The 15,127-nt window shown below is 61.1% G+C and carries 21 protein-coding genes and 1 tRNA gene; 15 read left to right on the top strand and 7 right to left on the bottom strand.

The window, feature by feature from the left end; genetic code table 11:
* Positions 1-65: 65 nt before the first annotated feature.
* Positions 66-425 carry a hypothetical protein gene (locus E8E68_RS13120; RefSeq protein WP_266031076.1) on the bottom strand — a complete coding sequence of 120 codons (360 nt, stop codon included), beginning with the start codon at positions 423-425 and terminating at the stop codon, positions 66-68.
* A gap of 159 nt (positions 426-584) precedes the next feature.
* Here E8E68_RS13120 and E8E68_RS13115 point away from each other — a divergent pair, with 159 nt between their 5' ends.
* The 8 genes from E8E68_RS13115 (at position 585) to csrA (ending at position 6,362) form a co-directional block, all read left to right on the top strand.
* Positions 585-887, top strand: coding sequence for a DUF1883 domain-containing protein (locus E8E68_RS13115; RefSeq protein ID WP_003250918.1), 303 nt, complete (start codon positions 585-587; stop codon positions 885-887).
* 7 nt (positions 888-894) lie between these two features.
* The gene (locus E8E68_RS13110; RefSeq protein ID WP_165944137.1) at positions 895-1,065 is read left to right on the top strand and encodes a hypothetical protein; all 171 of its coding nucleotides are present in this window, start codon (positions 895-897) and stop codon (positions 1,063-1,065) included.
* Positions 1,066-1,119: 54 nt separating this feature from the next.
* Positions 1,120-2,196 (top strand): nitronate monooxygenase, encoded by a 1,077-nt coding sequence (locus E8E68_RS13105; RefSeq protein WP_266031079.1) that lies wholly within the window; start codon positions 1,120-1,122, stop codon positions 2,194-2,196.
* Positions 2,197-2,298: 102 nt separating this feature from the next.
* Positions 2,299-3,057: a molybdate ABC transporter substrate-binding protein gene (modA, locus tag E8E68_RS13100; RefSeq protein ID WP_280342022.1), complete on the top strand. Its 759-nt coding sequence runs from the start codon at positions 2,299-2,301 to the stop codon at positions 3,055-3,057.
* Positions 3,057-3,737: a molybdate ABC transporter permease subunit gene (gene modB, locus E8E68_RS13095; RefSeq protein WP_280342019.1), complete on the top strand. Its 681-nt coding sequence runs from the start codon at positions 3,057-3,059 to the stop codon at positions 3,735-3,737. The genes modA and modB overlap by 1 nt, the downstream gene beginning before the upstream one ends.
* 1 nt (position 3,738) lies before the next feature.
* The gene (gene modC, locus E8E68_RS13090) at positions 3,739-4,830 is read left to right on the top strand and encodes a molybdenum ABC transporter ATP-binding protein (RefSeq protein ID WP_266031084.1); all 1,092 of its coding nucleotides are present in this window, start codon (positions 3,739-3,741) and stop codon (positions 4,828-4,830) included.
* A gap of 58 nt (positions 4,831-4,888) precedes the next feature.
* Positions 4,889-5,911 carry a DNA topoisomerase IB gene (locus E8E68_RS13085; protein WP_266031086.1) on the top strand — a complete coding sequence of 341 codons (1,023 nt, stop codon included), beginning with the start codon at positions 4,889-4,891 and terminating at the stop codon, positions 5,909-5,911.
* A gap of 253 nt (positions 5,912-6,164) precedes the next feature.
* Positions 6,165-6,362, top strand: a complete 198-nt coding sequence (csrA, locus tag E8E68_RS13080) for a carbon storage regulator CsrA (protein ID WP_004375914.1) — start codon at positions 6,165-6,167, stop codon at positions 6,360-6,362.
* Positions 6,363-6,404: 42 nt separating this feature from the next.
* On the opposite strand, the gene E8E68_RS13075 is transcribed toward csrA, so the two are convergent.
* Genes E8E68_RS13075 through E8E68_RS13065 form a run of 3 tightly spaced genes read right to left on the bottom strand, consistent with a single transcriptional unit; the run spans position 6,405 to position 9,381 of the window.
* Entirely contained in the window at positions 6,405-6,758 is a 354-nt protein-coding gene (locus tag E8E68_RS13075; RefSeq protein WP_110743893.1) for a response regulator, read from the bottom strand.
* Between the two features lie 11 nt (positions 6,759-6,769).
* The gene (locus E8E68_RS13070; protein WP_266031089.1) at positions 6,770-8,215 is read right to left on the bottom strand and encodes an ATPase domain-containing protein; all 1,446 of its coding nucleotides are present in this window, start codon (positions 8,213-8,215) and stop codon (positions 6,770-6,772) included.
* 5 nt (positions 8,216-8,220) lie between these two features.
* Complete coding sequence (locus E8E68_RS13065; protein ID WP_266031090.1) at positions 8,221-9,381, bottom strand: PAS domain-containing sensor histidine kinase; 1,161 nt, start codon at positions 9,379-9,381, stop codon at positions 8,221-8,223.
* Positions 9,382-9,722: 341 nt separating this feature from the next.
* Here E8E68_RS13065 and E8E68_RS13060 point away from each other — a divergent pair.
* Positions 9,723-9,807: transfer RNA gene (locus E8E68_RS13060), tRNA-Leu, on the top strand.
* A 104-nt stretch (positions 9,808-9,911) separates the two neighbouring features.
* Complete coding sequence (locus tag E8E68_RS13055) at positions 9,912-10,325, top strand: DoxX family protein (RefSeq protein ID WP_110743890.1); 414 nt, start codon at positions 9,912-9,914, stop codon at positions 10,323-10,325.
* Position 10,326: 1 nt separating this feature from the next.
* On the opposite strand, the gene E8E68_RS13050 is transcribed toward E8E68_RS13055, so the two are convergent.
* A complete protein-coding gene (locus E8E68_RS13050) occupies positions 10,327-10,524 on the bottom strand; it encodes a hypothetical protein (RefSeq protein ID WP_110743889.1) in 198 nt (65 codons plus the stop codon).
* 424 nt (positions 10,525-10,948) lie between these two features.
* On the opposite strand from E8E68_RS13050, the gene adhP reads away from it, so the two are divergent.
* The 3 genes from adhP (at position 10,949) to E8E68_RS13035 (ending at position 12,830) form a co-directional block, all read left to right on the top strand.
* Positions 10,949-11,959 (top strand): alcohol dehydrogenase AdhP, encoded by a 1,011-nt coding sequence (adhP, locus tag E8E68_RS13045; RefSeq protein ID WP_266031092.1) that lies wholly within the window; start codon positions 10,949-10,951, stop codon positions 11,957-11,959.
* Between the two features lie 94 nt (positions 11,960-12,053).
* Positions 12,054-12,260 carry a DUF6434 domain-containing protein gene (locus E8E68_RS13040; protein ID WP_266031093.1) on the top strand — a complete coding sequence of 69 codons (207 nt, stop codon included), beginning with the start codon at positions 12,054-12,056 and terminating at the stop codon, positions 12,258-12,260.
* Positions 12,261-12,593: 333 nt separating this feature from the next.
* Positions 12,594-12,830: a hypothetical protein gene (locus E8E68_RS13035; RefSeq protein WP_266031094.1), complete on the top strand. Its 237-nt coding sequence runs from the start codon at positions 12,594-12,596 to the stop codon at positions 12,828-12,830.
* Between the two features lie 369 nt (positions 12,831-13,199).
* Here the strand turns inward: E8E68_RS13035 and E8E68_RS13030 are convergent, their stop codons facing one another.
* A complete protein-coding gene (locus E8E68_RS13030; RefSeq protein ID WP_110743884.1) occupies positions 13,200-13,424 on the bottom strand; it encodes a hypothetical protein in 225 nt (74 codons plus the stop codon).
* Positions 13,425-13,476: 52 nt separating this feature from the next.
* Entirely contained in the window at positions 13,477-13,662 is a 186-nt protein-coding gene (locus tag E8E68_RS13025) for a hypothetical protein (RefSeq protein ID WP_280342012.1), read from the bottom strand.
* A 547-nt stretch (positions 13,663-14,209) separates the two neighbouring features.
* Between E8E68_RS13025 and E8E68_RS13020 the strand changes: the two genes are divergently transcribed.
* Entirely contained in the window at positions 14,210-14,422 is a 213-nt protein-coding gene (locus E8E68_RS13020) for a hypothetical protein (RefSeq protein WP_266031099.1), read from the top strand.
* Positions 14,419-14,832, top strand: a complete 414-nt coding sequence (locus E8E68_RS13015) for a hypothetical protein (RefSeq protein WP_280342009.1) — start codon at positions 14,419-14,421, stop codon at positions 14,830-14,832. Before E8E68_RS13020 ends, E8E68_RS13015 begins: the two co-directional genes overlap by 4 nt.
* The last annotated feature ends 295 nt before the right edge of the window (positions 14,833-15,127 follow it).

Genomic DNA, 15,127 nt, shown 5'->3' with positions numbered 1-15,127 from the left:
TTTCTTTTGTTATATGTTTAGGCTTAAAACATATAAGCAAAGAAAGGAGGGGCCGTTGCCTCAGATCAACTTCCGGAGATGCACTGGGTAGCGGCAGTGCGCACATCGCCCAGGCGCAGCGGGAAATTGTTCAGCCGCTCATGCAGCTTGATACTGCTGCCGCTACCACGCTTGTCGATGTCCACCAGTGCGGCCGGGCCAGCACCTGCGGTGAGTTTCTGCGGCACGACCAGTCGCAGGCCGTCGCCACGCTGCTCTTCGACCAGCGGGTCACGGGTATCGGCCAGCTTTTGCTTGATGCAATCGGCGTAGGCGCGCGGGCTCTTGCCAGAGATCACGTCCATCGTTTCATGCGACTGTTCCAGCTCGGCAACACTTACACAGCCGCCCAGCGTTAGCGACAACGCCGCCACCATCCACTTCATTTGCAGCACCTCTGCCATCAAGAATACGCTTCGACCACCGCCAGGCGGTTTTGCTCCCTGCTTTGGCAGATTTATCTACGCCTGGCGAACAGCGCGGCAGTGTAACGGCACATCGTGGTATCGTTTGCGTTTGCAGATACAGACCTTGCGGAGCATCACATGAAATTCGTACACCAGCGCGAGCACCTCAACGAGGACGACATCGTCGTCATCGAGTGCTCCCAGCGCTGCAATATCCGCCTGATGAACGACGCCAATTTCCGCAGCTTCAAGAACGGCGGCCGTCATACCTACCACGGCGGCCATTTCGAAAAGTTCCCGGCGAAGATCACCGTGCCCAGCACCGGTTTCTGGAACATCACCATCGATACCGTAACCACGCGCCCGATCTCGGTAACCCGCAAGCCGACCCTGACCCACAAGATCAAGATCATCCGTCGTTCGTCGTCGAAACTCAGATAAGGCCACCATGACCCAGACCATCAAGTACGTCATCAAATACAAGCTCGACGGCCAGCGCCGCTGGGATTTCGCACTGATGCCCGATGCCTCCCAAGCGCAAGCGCTTGAGGCCCTGCGCAAGATTCACGGCGAAGACGCCGACAAGATCAGCGACATCCAGGTCAGCAAGGCCCTGTAGCAGCCGCCACAAGCGCCCGTCGCCGCACCGTTCGCCCCACGCAAGGAGTATCGCATGAGCCACTGGCCCAACCGCCGTATCCTCGACCTGCTGGGCGTCGAACTGCCCATTCTGCAGGCGCCCATGGCGGGCGCGACAGGCTCGCCCATGGCCGTTGCCGTGGGCTTGGCCGGTGGGCTGGGCGCCCTGCCCTGCGCCATGCTGAACGGCGAACAGGTGCGCGCCGAGATCGCAGCGTTCCGCGCAGGCTGCCCGGGGCGCCCGCTGAACCTGAACTTCTTCTGCCATCAGCCGCCAGCGCCGGACGCCGAGCGTGATGCGCGCTGGAAGCAGGCGCTTGAGCCTTATTACGAGGAAGTGGGTGCCGACTTCGCAGCGCCAACACCCGTGTCCAACCGTGCGCCATTCGACGAGCAGAGCTGCCAGTTGGTCGAAGAACTGCGCCCACAGGTGGTGAGCTTCCACTTTGGCCTGCCCCAAGCCGCGCTGCTGCAGCGGGTCAAGGCCAGCGGCGCCAAGGTACTGTCCAGTGCCACTACCGTGGAAGAAGCGGTCTGGCTGGAACGCAACGGCTGCGACGCAATCATTGCCATGGGTTATGAAGCCGGTGGCCATCGCGGCATGTTCCTTAGCGATGACATCACCAGCCAGATCGGCACCTTCGCCTTGGTGCCCCAGGTGGTCGATGCCGTCAGTGTGCCCGTGATTGCTGCAGGTGGCATTGGCGACCACCGCGGCCTGGTGGCCGCACTGGCCCTGGGCGCCTCTGCCGTGCAGATTGGTACGGCGTACCTGTTCTGCCCCGAGGCCAAGGTTTCGCCAGCCCATCGCCGGGCGCTGGACAGCGCGCCTGCCAGCGACACGGCGCTGACCAACCTGTTCACCGGCCGCCCAGCGCGTGGCATCAACAACCGCATCATGCGTGAGCTGGGGCCAATGAGCGCACTGGCGCCACGTTTCCCGCTGGCGGGTGGGGCATTGATGCCATTGCGGGCGATCACCGATCCGCTGGGTAACAGTGATTTCAGCAACTTGTGGTCGGGCCAGGCACTGAGATTGGGGCGGCATATGCCGGCTGAGGCGCTGACTCGGGAAATTGCTGCAAACGCACTGATCTCGCTTGGCCAGTAAGCCGTGTTCTTGAACAGGCCGGGCATCATCAAGCACCTTCCCGACAATTGGCCTATCGCTATATAGTTGAAGATATAACGATAATCCCAAGGAGCTGTCTTCATGCGTATCCGCCCTTCACACCTGGCCTTCACCGCCCTGGCCAGCCTGTTCATCTTCAACTCTGCCTGGGCCGATGAAGTCCAGGTCGCGGTCGCAGCGAACTTCACAGCGCCAATCCAGGCCATTGCCAAGGACTTCGAGAAGGACACCGGCCACAAGCTGGTCGCCGCCTACGGCGCCACCGGGCAGTTCTATGCCCAGATCAAGAACGGCGCGCCGTTCGAGGTGTTTCTCGCCGCCGACGACAGCACCCCGAAAAAGCTTGAAGAAGAAAAGGAAATCGTCCCCGGCTCGCGCTTCACCTATGCCGTAGGCACCTTGGCCCTGTGGTCGGCGAAGGACGGGTATGTAGATGCCAAGGGTGAAGTATTGAAGAAGAACGCATTCAACCACCTGTCCATTGCCAACCCCAAAGCGGCACCGTACGGCCTGGCCGCCACGCAGGTGCTGGACAAACTCAAGCTCACCGACGCCACCAAAGGCAAGATCGTCGAGGGCCAGAACATCACCCAGGCCTTCCAGTTCGTCTCCACCGGCAACGCCGAACTGGGCTTCGTGGCCCTCTCGCAGATCTACAAGGACGGCAAGGTGACCAATGGCTCGGCCTGGATTGTGCCGTCCAACCTGCACGACCCGATCCGCCAGGACGCCGTAATCCTTAACAAAGGCAAGGACAATGCGGCCGCCAAGGCACTGGTCGAATACCTCAAGGGCCCGAAAGCCGCAGCGGTGATCAAGTCCTACGGTTATGAAATCTGATGCCCCTGGATGCCAGTGACCTGGGAGCGATCTGGCTGACCATCAAGCTGGCCAGCCTCACCACCCTGATCCTGCTGATCATTGGCACGCCCATCGCCTGGTGGCTGGCGCGCACGCGCTCATGGCTGCGCGGGCCGGTGGGCGCGGTGGTGGCGCTGCCGCTGGTGCTGCCACCGACGGTGATCGGGTTTTATCTGCTGATCGCCCTCGGCCCGCACGGCTGGCTCGGTCAGGCCACCCAGGCGATGGGCCTGGGGACTGTGGTGTTCAGCTTCACCGGCCTGGTAATCGGTTCGACCGTGTATTCCATGCCCTTCGTGGTCCAGCCGCTGCAGAACGCCTTCGGCGCCATCGGCCAGCGCCCGCTGGAGGTGGCGGCAACGCTGCGCGCCAGCCCCTGGGACACCTTCATCCATGTTGTGCTGCCGTTGGCTCGCCCAGGCTTCATTACCGCCAGCATCCTTGGCTTCGCCCACACCGTGGGCGAGTTCGGTGTGGTACTGATGATCGGTGGCAACATCCCCGACAAGACCCGCGTGGTTTCGGTGCAGATCTTCGATCACGTCGAAGCCATGGAGTACTCGCAAGCCCACTGGCTGGCCGGTGCCATGCTGGTGTTCTCTTTCCTGGTGCTGCTCCTGCTGTACGCCGGGCGCCGTGGCAAAGCTGGCTGGAGCTGAAATGACTGCATCGATAGTGGCCCGCCTGAAGCTGGCGCGCGACGATTTTACCCTGGACGTAGACCTGCACCTGCCCGGGCGCGGTATCAGCGCGCTGTTCGGCCATTCCGGTTCAGGGAAGACCAGCTGCCTGCGCTGCCTGGCGGGGCTGGAACGCGCCGCCAGCGCCTACATCGAGGTGAACGGCGAGGTCTGGGAAGACAGCAGCCGCGGCTACTTCCAGGCACCCCACCTGCGGCCGGTGGGCTACGTGTTCCAAGAGGCCAGCCTGTTCCCGCACCTGTCGGTGCGCGGCAACCTGGAGTTCGGCTGGCGGCGGGTGGCCGCCGCCGAACGCAAGGTCAGCCTCGATCAGGCCTGCCAGTTGCTGGGTATCGGCCACCTGCTGGCGCGTCGCCCCGCGACGTTGTCCGGTGGCGAAGCGCAGCGCGTGGGCATTGCCCGCGCCCTGCTCAGCAGCCCGCGGCTGTTGTTGATGGACGAGCCGCTGGCGGCCCTCGATGGGCCGCGTAAACGCGAGATCCTGCCCTATCTGGAGCGCCTGCACGACGAGCTGGACATCCCGCTGGTGTATGTCAGCCACGCCCAGGATGAAGTGGCGCGGCTGGCCGACCACCTGGTGTTGCTTGAGCAAGGCCAGGCGATCGCCAGCGGCCCGATTGGCGAAACGTTGGCCCGCCTCGACCTGCCTCTGGCCGAGGGCGACGACGCCGGGGTGGTGTTCGAGGGCATGGTGGTGGGCCACGACCCCCACTACGACCTGCTTGACCTGCGCCTGCCCGGCAGCAGTGGGCCGCTGCTGCGCATTGCCCACCCGGCGCATGTGATGGGCAGCAGCCTGCGGGTCAAGGTGCAGGCCCGCGACGTCAGCCTGGCACTGTCGGCAGACAGCCTTTCAAGCATTCTCAACCGCCTCCCGGTGCGGGTGCGCGAGAGCCGTCCGGCTGCCAACCCGGCGCATGTGCTGGTCAGCCTGGATGCCGGCGGCAATGCCCTGCTTGCACGCATCACCCGCTTCTCGGCCGACCAACTCGGCCTGCATCCTGGCCAGGCGCTGTTCGCCCAGATCAAGTCGGTGGCCTTGCTGGGCTGAGCATCCTCTGCCCGCGTGTTGTCCATAGATCAGTGATCTTGATCGAGGCCAGCCGCCCATGCTCGACTGCCCCCTACCACGCAGCCTGCACTACGTCGACGACAGCCAACCGGGCCTGACCCGGCGCCGCTGGCGCGAGCGATTCATCTATCTGGATACCGATGGCCAACGGGTACGCGACAAGGACACCCTTGCGCGGATTGCCGCGCTGGTCATTCCCCCGGCCTACACCGATGTATGGATCTGCGCCGACCCGCAAGGTCACCTGCAAGCCACAGGCCGCGATGCCCGTGGGCGCAAGCAGTACCGCTACCACGCTCAATGGCGTGAACTGCGCGACCAGCACAAGTACGGGCGCATGCTGGCCTTCGCCCAGGCCCTGCCCAAGCTGCGCGCACAGCTGGAAGCCCACCTGGCACGACCAGGCCTGGACCGGGAAAAGGTCATGGCGCTGGTGGTAAGCCTGCTGGACCATACCCTGATCCGCATTGGCAACCAGCGCTACCTGCGCGACAACCAATCCTACGGCCTGACCACCCTGCGCAACCGCCACGTGCAGGTCAAAGGCAGCACCATTCGCTTTCAGTTTCGCGGCAAACGCGGCGTCGAACACAACGTCACCCTCAACGACCGACGCCTGGCCAACCTGCTCAAGCGCTGCATGGAGCTGCCCGGGCAGGCACTGTTCCAATATCTGGATGAAGACGGCCAGCGCCACAGCGTAGGCTCTGCCGAGGTCAACCAGTTCCTGCAGCAGCTGACCGGCGCCGACTTCACCGCCAAGGACTACCGCACCTGGGCCGGCAGCAGCCTGGCACTGGACTTGCTCAGGCCTTTGGCCTGGGAGCCTGAAACCGAGGCTAAACGGCAGGTCGCCGCCATCGTCCGCCAGGTGGCTACGCGGCTGGGCAATACCCCGGCAGTGTGCAGGCGTTGCTACATCCACCCGGCGGTGCTTGAGCACTATGCCCTGGGGCGCCTGGCCGACCTGCCGAAAAACCGTATTCGCAAAGGCCTGGACCCAGAAGAAGTGGCATTACTGTTATTTCTTCAGGCACTTGAGGAACAGGACGACCATTAAGCCTGTCTATTTACCCCATGATGCGAAGAAATTTCCCATTGGTCGCCAAGCGCCCTATTCTTGCCATCGAGCACCTTGACCGACAAACCGCTGACGGTTTGCTTCGGCACCTGCAAGTGAAAGCACGCAACAGAATTTTTCTGTCGGGGAATTACTATCCGCCGAAAGCGTCTTTAATGAGAAGGAAGAGGGACCAGCTCCCGCCGCCGTGGCAACTAGCCCAGCGGTCTTTTATATCACCAAGGAGAACTACATGCTGATACTCACCCGTAAGGTTGGCGAAAGCATCGTCATCAACGATGACATCAAAGTCACCATTCTGGGCGTCAAAGGGATGCAGGTGAGGATTGGTATCGACGCACCCAAGGATGTGCAGGTACATCGCGAAGAAATCTTCAAGCGCATCCAGGCCGGCAGCCCAGCCCCGGAGAAGCACGACGACTCGCACTGAGCCACCTTCCTCAAAGTGCATGGATGCGCTCGACCGCCAGCCTCAGGTGCTCAGTAACTGGCCCACCTTGGCGATCATCTCGTCCATGTCGAACGGCTTGTCGAAGATTGCGGCAAACAGGGCCGGGCATCCTTGGCTGGCCTGGGCGCCGCTCATGAGAATGATCGGCAGTTCGCACAACGCCGGATCTTCGCGCATGGCCCGCGCCAGCTCTTCGCCATTGAGCAGCGGCATCATGTAATCGGTAATCACCAACTGCACGCGCTTTTCCTTCAGCACCTCCAGTGCCTTGCTGCCGTTGCTGGCCTTTTCCACCAAATAGCCTTCATCCTCCAGGGCAAAACCAAGGATGTCGGCAATCAGGTACTCGTCATCGACGATCAGGATGGTATTCATCGGCCTGCCTGTCACCCGCTCCCTGGCGGCGTCGGCGTCCCCGAAAGCACCCCACAGGCGCCTTCGAACGCTTTGCGCAAGGCGATGCCCTGCGGCTGGATCAGCAGCTCATGCAAAGCCGGGTCATGGTGGCTGTCGCGCACCTTGAGGATCGACAGCATGCGCCGCAGTTGCGAATCCAGCTCGACAAAGCGCATCAGCATCAGGTTGTCGACGATGCTCGACAGGTCCGGGGCCGGGGCGCTGATTTCCGAGCCGAAGATATCGCGCATTTCCCAGGTCAGCATCACGCTCACATCACGCGCGCGCAACTCCCCGGTCAGTGCGCGGAAAAACGCGTTCAGCCGCGCCGGGTCAATGGCCAGGCGGCTGAATGCACCGAGGCTGTCGATCAGCACGCGCTTGGTGCCCTGCGCCGCGACCCGTTCGAGCAGCCGCGCACCGACTTGGTCGAGCAGGCCCTCGGTGGTGGGCTGCCAGCACAGCTGCAGGCTGCCGGCCTGTTCCATCGCGGCAAAATCGTAACCCAGCGACGCGGCCTTGCTGCGCAAGCGTTCAGGCGTTTCGTAAAAACCGAAATGCAGCCCAGGTGCCTGTTGGGTGCTGGCGCCGAGAAAGGCCAAACCCAGTGAGGTCTTGCCAATTCCCGAAGGCCCGATCAACAGGCTTACCGACCCCGCGGCCAGGCCGCCGTCAAGCATTTCGTCAAGGGTTGGGACGCCGCTGCTGATGCGTCCGAGGCCGGCGCTGCCCAGCTGGCTGGGGTGGCTGAACAGCGCTTCCAGGCGCGGGTAGACGTGCATGCCAGCCTCATCGATGAGGCATTCGTGGCGCCCCGACAAGGCGGCACTACCACGGGTCTTGCGTAGCTGGATATGACGCACCGCGCGGCTGCCGAGCAATTGTTCACCCAGCTCGATAACCCCGTCGACCATGGTATGTTCTGGGCTACCCTCGTCCAGCCGGGCGCTGGTCAGCAAGAGTACGGTGCAGCCTGCGAAAGCCGCATGCCCCTGCAGCTCGGATACGAATTTCTTGGTGTCCAGGGCGGTTTCCGCGCGCACTCGGGCATTGAGCACGCCATCGACAATCAGCAGGCTGGCCTGCTGCCGGGCGATTTCCTGGCGCAGCAACCGGACCACGGCGTCCAGCCCGTCCTGCTCCAGTGTGTCGAAAGCGCTGACGAACTGGATCTGGTCACCGACCAACGCCGGGTCGAAGAAATCCAGGGTGGCCAGGTACTGGAACAGGCGCTCGTGCGATTCACTCAGCAAGGTGGCCACCAGCACCCGGCCACCGCCACGCACATGCCCACAGGCCAGTTGGTTGGCGAGGATGGTCTTGCCGGCTCCCGGGGGGCCCTGAATGATGTAAGAGGCACCGGCCACCAGGCCACCCCTGAGCAACGCGTCGAGCCCGTCGATCCCCGTCACCAGCCGCCTGAGTACTTGTGCCATGGTGTCTACCTGTTGGGTTGGCTGTCTGTCTGATCCTGATACATTGGCAAGTAAAGCTGCATGCAAGTTCCGCGGCCGGGTTCGCTGTCGACACAAATCGCGCCACCACTCTGCCTGGCGAAGCCATACACCTGGCTAAGGCCAAGACCAGTGCCTTTACCGAAGGGCTTTGTGGTGAAGAATGGCTCGAAGATACGCGGTATTACATCGGCGGGTATACCCTCGCCGCTGTCCTGGACCTGGAAACGCACAAAACTCCCCAGCAGCCCATCGACCTCCCCAGTCAACTCAACCCCATCGACCGTCAAGGCAATCTCGCCTTGCCCTGTGATTGCGTCACGGGCATTGAACAACAGGTTGAGCAAGACCATCTGCAACTGCCCGGCATCCACCTCGATCAGTGGCAGGTCCGGTTGCAGCAGCACCTTGAGCTTGATCGAACCTGGCAACGCATGCTCCAGCAGGCCCCGGGTCGCGGCAACCAGGTCTGCCGGGGCAACGCTGGCGACATCGAGTTTGCGGTGGCGGGCAAAGCTGAGCAGTTGCTGGGTCAGTTCGATACCACGCTGCCCGGCTTCGAGGATGTGTTGCAGCATGCGCTGGGTGCGCGCCGGATCCTGAGTGGCCAGCGCCAGGCGCGCTGAGCTCATGATGATGGTCAGCATGTTGTTGAAGTCATGTGCCAGGCCACCGGTCAACTGGCCCAGGGCTTCAAGCTTCTGCGCCTGAAACAGCTGGGCGCGCACGGCGTCCAGTTGCAACGCTGACTCACGGCGGTCAGTGATGTCGCGGGTTACCTTGGCCAGGCCGATGATCTGGCCATTGTCATCACGGATCACATCCAGCGCGGCCAAGGCCCAGAACTGCGTGCCATCTTTGCGTACCCGCCAGCCTTCGTCCTGTGCCACGCCCTGGTCCAAGGCCTGGCGCAGCAGGTGGTCGGGGCGGCCGTCGGCACAATCCTGCGGGGTGAAGAACAACGAAAAATGTTGCCCGATCACCTCATCGGCGCGGTAACCCTTGATCCGTTGCGCGCCCGCGTTCCACGACACCACATGGCCGGTTGGGTCAAGCATATAGATGGCGTAATCCACCACCGACTGAACCAACTGTTCATAGCGGTGGGCAGGCATGATGGGGTGGTTGAGGCAATCAGCTGAAACCATGAAGACTCCACTGGCACAGCAGGAGGGACAAAATGAACGTAGCGCAGCATACCCGGCAACGACCACGCTTGCGACAACAGGCTTTCAGGGGTGCAGTCCCACCAGCACCGGACTGAGCTGCGCGCCTCTCCCTGTGTCATCGCCAAGCGCTGTTGGATCGAAGAAAAGGCTCACAGTGGCGTAATGACAGCAAGGTGTCAATTGCCCCTACGATCGGCCCTTCACTGTGTTGATCATAGGCGCTGCGGTTGACTCAACTATAACAATGGGTTATAAAGCCCGCTTGATTGCGAAGCCCTTCTACTTAGAAGCGAGCTGGTCGTTGCGACCCCTTCAAGCGTGCGAGTGTGGTGGAATTGGTATACACAGCAGACTTAAAATCTGTCGGCGTGAGCCTTGCGGGTTCGAGTCCCGCCACTCGCACCAAACTTCCTTGAAAAGGCGCCCTTGCGGCGCCTTTTTGCTGCCTGCCGGCAATGTCTTGCGCAGCTGCTAGAGTGGAGCTTGAACTCGTCCACTGGAACGCCACCATGCGCTACTCTCTGTTCGATGGTCAACGCGACATCATTATCCTGCTTGCTCGCGTACTGCTGATGATCCTGTTCGTCTTGTCTGGCTGGGCCAAGCTCACCGGTTTTGAAGGTACGGTCGGCTACATGACCTCACTGGGTGCCCCTGCTCCGATGCTGGCCGCAGCGGTTGCCGTGCTGATGGAGTTCATCGTCGGCATCCTGCTGATCCTCGGCTTCTACACACGCCCACTGGCTTTCCTGTTCGCACTGTTCGTGCTGGGCACGGCGCTGCTTGGCCACCCGTTCTGGAACATGATCGACCCCGAGCGCAGCGCCAACATGACCCAATTCATGAAGAACATGGCCATCATGGGCGGCTTGCTGCTACTGGCCGTGAGTGGTCCGGGGCGTTTCTCGGTGGACGGGCGCTGAGTCAATCGTCTTCGCAGTCATCGTACCAGGCTGGATGATCGCGCTCCTCTTCGTCGAGGTCATCCAGCGTCTCCTCGTCTTCCTCTATTTCATCCTCGGCACCCTGTGCATCGGCCTCGGCATCCATGCCATCGTACAAAAACTCATGATCAAGCAAGTGATCGTGCTCGGGTTCGTGCAGGTCGTCTTCGTCGTTCATGCTGGCTCCTGGGTTGATGGCAGGCCTGTATAGGCGCTTGAGCATGCCGGGTCAATGCGTTATCGCTTAATCCTGGGTTAACGGGGCGGGCCCAGTCTGCAGGCTCTCCCTTCAAACGTTGTTTGCCCGCCTTCATGGCGGGCTTTTTTATCGGGCACTTCTGCCCGGACGATGACAACCTCATGACCTGCCCTTCACGAAAAGCCGACATGCACCTGGGCACACTGACCCTGCTCCGTACGTTTTTTGCAGCCCGCCGCATCTTTGCCGCGGGCTTTTCTTTGTTCCGCAAATGCCAACCAGGCCTCCCCTGGTATTTCGTGAGAGCGTCCACCATGACCTGAAGCAGTTTTGCCTGGCCAGGCAAGGGCTATGCTGTCCCAGCAATAAACCAAGCCCACATCGGATAGATACGGAGGCTCTTATGAAAGCTGCTGTTGTTGCACCAGGCCGTCGCGTGGACGTGGTAGAGAAAACCTTGCGCCCTCTCGAGCACGGCGAAGCGCTGCTGAAGATGCAATGCTGCGGGGTGTGCCATACCGACCTGCACGTGAAAAATGGCGACTTCGGTGACAAGACCGGTGTAGTGCTGGGCCATGAAGGCATTGGCGTGGTGCAGGAAGTTGGCCCCGGTGTCACTTCGCTCAAGCCGGGCGACCGCGCCAGCGTTGCGTGGTTCTACCAGGGTTGCGGGCATTGTGAATATTGCACCAGTGGCAACGAAACCCTGTGCCGCGAAGTGAAGAACTCCGGCTACACCGTCGACGGCGGTATGGCCGAAGCCTGCATCGTCAAGGCCGATTACTCGGTCAAGGTACCCGATGGCCTCGACTCCGCTGCCGCCAGCAGCGTGACCTGCGCCGGTGTCACCACCTACAAGGCGGTGAAAACCTCCAATATTCGCCCCGGCCAATGGATCGCCATCTACGGCCTCGGCGGCTTGGGCAACCTGGCCCTGCAATATGCGAGGAACGTTTTCAATGCCAAAGTGATCGCCATCGATGTCAACGAAGAGCAACTGCGCTTCGCCAGCGAGATGGGCGCCGACTTGGTGATCAATCCGCGCACTGAGGATGCAGCCAAGGTCATTCAGGAAAAAACCGGCGGGGCGCACGCTGCCGTAGTGACGGCGGTCGCCAAAGCAGCATTCGACTCTGCCGTGGATGCCCTGCGCGCTGGCGGCCGCCTCGTCGCAGTCGGTCTGCCATCGGAAGCCATGAACCTTAACATCCCCCGCCTGGTGCTGGACGGCATCGAGGTGATCGGCTCGCTGGTCGGCACTCGCCAAGACCTGCAGGAAGCTTTCCAGTTTGCCGCCGAAGGCAAGGTGGTACCCAAAGTGACGCTGCGGCCGATCGAAGATATCAACCAGATCTTCGATGAGATGCTGGAGGGCAAGATCAAAGGCCGGATGGTGATTCAGTTCGAAGGTTGATCAGGCTGGACACAGGCCATTGCGCAAGACTACAACAACGCCCACAGATGATCTTCTGCGGGCGTTTTGCCTTTTACACGTCAAGGAACAGACCATGAGCTTCGACTGGCATGCCGGGCCGATTACCCGTTCAACCCCGCTGGACAAGCACTACCGCAACACGCAGAAGGTCCGTCAATTTCTGCTCAGCGAGTGCGGGGCCGCATTCGTGTTTGACCGGGCCTTCATCGCCTGGATCAAGAGCGGCACACCGTCCAACATGGGCGAGGTGGCGGATGAGTGGCTGCGAATACACCGATGACCGTCAGCAACCAACGGCCGCCTGCAGGGCTGCTCTGCTCTCTCGTCTTGCGCTGCGGGCGCTGCTTTCAGCATCCTGTCCAACGATTCAACCATGCTGAAATAATCCATTTTCCGACTCCCTCGCTGGTGGTTTCTGCTCGACGCCCCAAACATAGCGTTTGAACATTGCAGAATTGGAAGTGGCAAGCCCAAGCAGGCACGTGCCCCTCCATGCTGATGACCAGCAAGCTGGTCGCCAGGTTCAAGCGAAGATGGCAGAATCCTGGCCAGGCCGGTGAGTGATCACCACGGAAGCCGATAGGCATGAATTGCCGCTAGCCAGGGGGAGCCCATGACGATTCGCAGCTTGGCCAGAAACCTCCCAGCCGACCCAGACAACCAGGGTTGGGTACTTGGCTGGGGCGTGCTACGAGACCGGTATCCATGGCATTTTGTCGATGTATACGCCGATCAGAAGACCGCCAAGGTGGAAGCCGAGCGCCTCGGTGCGGGCTACGTGGTCGAGTACGGATCACACCGGCTTGGCTCGGATGAGTTCATCTGTGGGGTAAGCCTGCCCGAGGGTTAGCGCTCTGGCTGAATGTTATTCCAATGGGCGCTTGTGGTAACTGTAACGCTCTGCGTGGGATACCCGCGATGGGTCCGGCGGGCCCTGCTTCTGCTCCCTTCGAAAGGGAGGGCTGTCGAAATTGTCTTCACGGCCCTCGTGGCAACCACGCTTGTCGTGATCGACGGATCGCTCTAGCGGTCCCTCGTTACCGGCTGGCTGACTGACCTGTCTGTCACTATCTACGCCATACCTGTCTCTGGACATACACACCTCTCAATGCTCAGAAGTCCTGAGCGCTTTGAGTATGCGCTTCAACCTCATCCAGAAAATTTAAAACGGACCACCGGGACACAACTCATGATGAGGGTGCGTCGCCAGATCAAATGCTCAATCCAACTCACTCAAGCGCCGGTCGCCTGGCTTTTCAGCTTTCATGAGGAAGGTGAAACTGCCCGTAAGGCTCTGGCGTAGCTCGCGGGGCATCGCGAAGGAAAAATGGATGAGCCACGAACCATCTTTCAATCGAAATGTATCACCCCGGTAAAGAGCCACATCCGTCACACTGACGCCAATCCGCGCGGCAATATCCAAATCACTTGGCGCATGAAACATACTTGTGCCCTCGCGTACGCTATGGAGCGACAAAGCAGTGCATTTGGGCGCGCTATCGTTTGTGGATCGGATTGGCGGTGTGCGGGCTCGTCCAAACGACCTTCGGCTTACTCGCGAGCACTCCGCTGACGCCGGAAGGAACGCTTTCAATCAGGCCTCCCTGGTTGATGAACAGTTCGGTCTGTTCATTCAAGCGCTCATGGGCACGCTGCGTCTCGGGGGATATGGCCTGGTGCATGACAGCTACCTAGTGAAGAACCGCAGAAAGCGGCTACTCGATCACTATACAGGGAACTGGCAGAAGCCGTGTCAATTCTGACGAGATACTGAAATTTGGCAGCAAAATAAATACAAAATTCAGCAATTTTTGTATAGAAATCCAAGCGGCGCGGCATTTGCCGCCAGATCATCAGGAGATGGTGTCACCTGCAAGCCTTGCCAGAAGCGTCTCGACGCTGCTGCCAAAGCAGAGGCCCTGGCCAAGTTTGCCAAAGCAGAGTACGACTCGAACGTCGACTCTCGGGACGAATGCAAGTGTCCGCATTGCGCCGCGGTCATACACATCGAAACCGAGGACTACGACGCCAAAAAGATGAGCTGCGACGTGTGCACTGGCCCGTTCGAGCTGACCCTCAACTACGAGGTCGCCTTCAGCACCAAGGTCATTGGCGAGCGAGTTACGGCCTGAACCTCCGGCACTGCCCACCAGCGCCTCAGCGCTTGTCGTGAAGCTCGGGAGGCCGAGGCCTTCGAATACCACGCCTGACCCTACCGAGGATCACCCCATGCAGACAGCAATGCACCCTGCTTTCGAGCAGAAGATTGCCGTGCTCGCGGCCCTGCTCGAGCGCAGCAAGTCAGTGAGGGCCGAGGCACACTCCAAGATCGAGATCGCCACCGGCGCCGTGCAAGGCTTCGCCTACAGCTACAAGGCAGCGATGCGCTTTGTCGATGCCTGCGAGGCCGGGGCGGCAAGCAAGACAGACACGCGGCAATGACCAAGCGCAAACCCCACAACATGCGGGCACGCCTGGAGCGGACGTGCCGAGCCCTGGTCTCGGCCAACCACGCCGCCGTGGTGAACATCGACCCCAGCGGCCAGCAGGTGCTGATCAACTGGAAGAACCTTAAGCAGATCCGCGTGCGCCAGGTCGTCGACGCCGTCTGCGATATCCCGCACCGGTGGACCATCTATCTCAGCGTCCTTTGTCGGACTGAGTTCGGCGAGCGGTACAACAAGTCGATCGAGGTCGCGCCGCAAGGCAACTACCGCGCCGAGCACCTGACCGACGTGATCGAAGCGACCTACTTAGGCCTACGGGCCACGGCCAATCCAAATCAACTGGTGGCGGCCGGCTGGATCGCCATTCCTACCGACACAACGCTCGACGAAGCAGAGGCCTCCTAGATCTTTGCCGCCGTCGGCGCCTGGAATCAGCAGAAAGCAGCATGAAACGCATCACCGCACGCGTCAGGCACGGCCGGCGCGGAGTTTCTTGGCACAAGGCTAGGCAGAGATTCGTGGCTCAGTGCAGGAACCCTTTCACTGGTCGTCACGAGTTTCTCGGCTATCACGCCAGTGCCCTCGAAGCTCATCAGGCGTGGCGAGAGCACAAGCACCGGATTGCGATTGCATACGCCGAAACGCAGTCGGACGCTCGTATTGCCGCAGCATTGCGAACTCGATACGCCGCCTGACTCTC

The sequence above is a fragment of the Pseudomonas sp. BN607 genome, from assembly GCF_029871175.1.
Classification (GTDB): domain Bacteria; phylum Pseudomonadota; class Gammaproteobacteria; order Pseudomonadales; family Pseudomonadaceae; genus Aquipseudomonas.
This window is presented reverse-complemented; position numbering and strand designations above follow the sequence as displayed.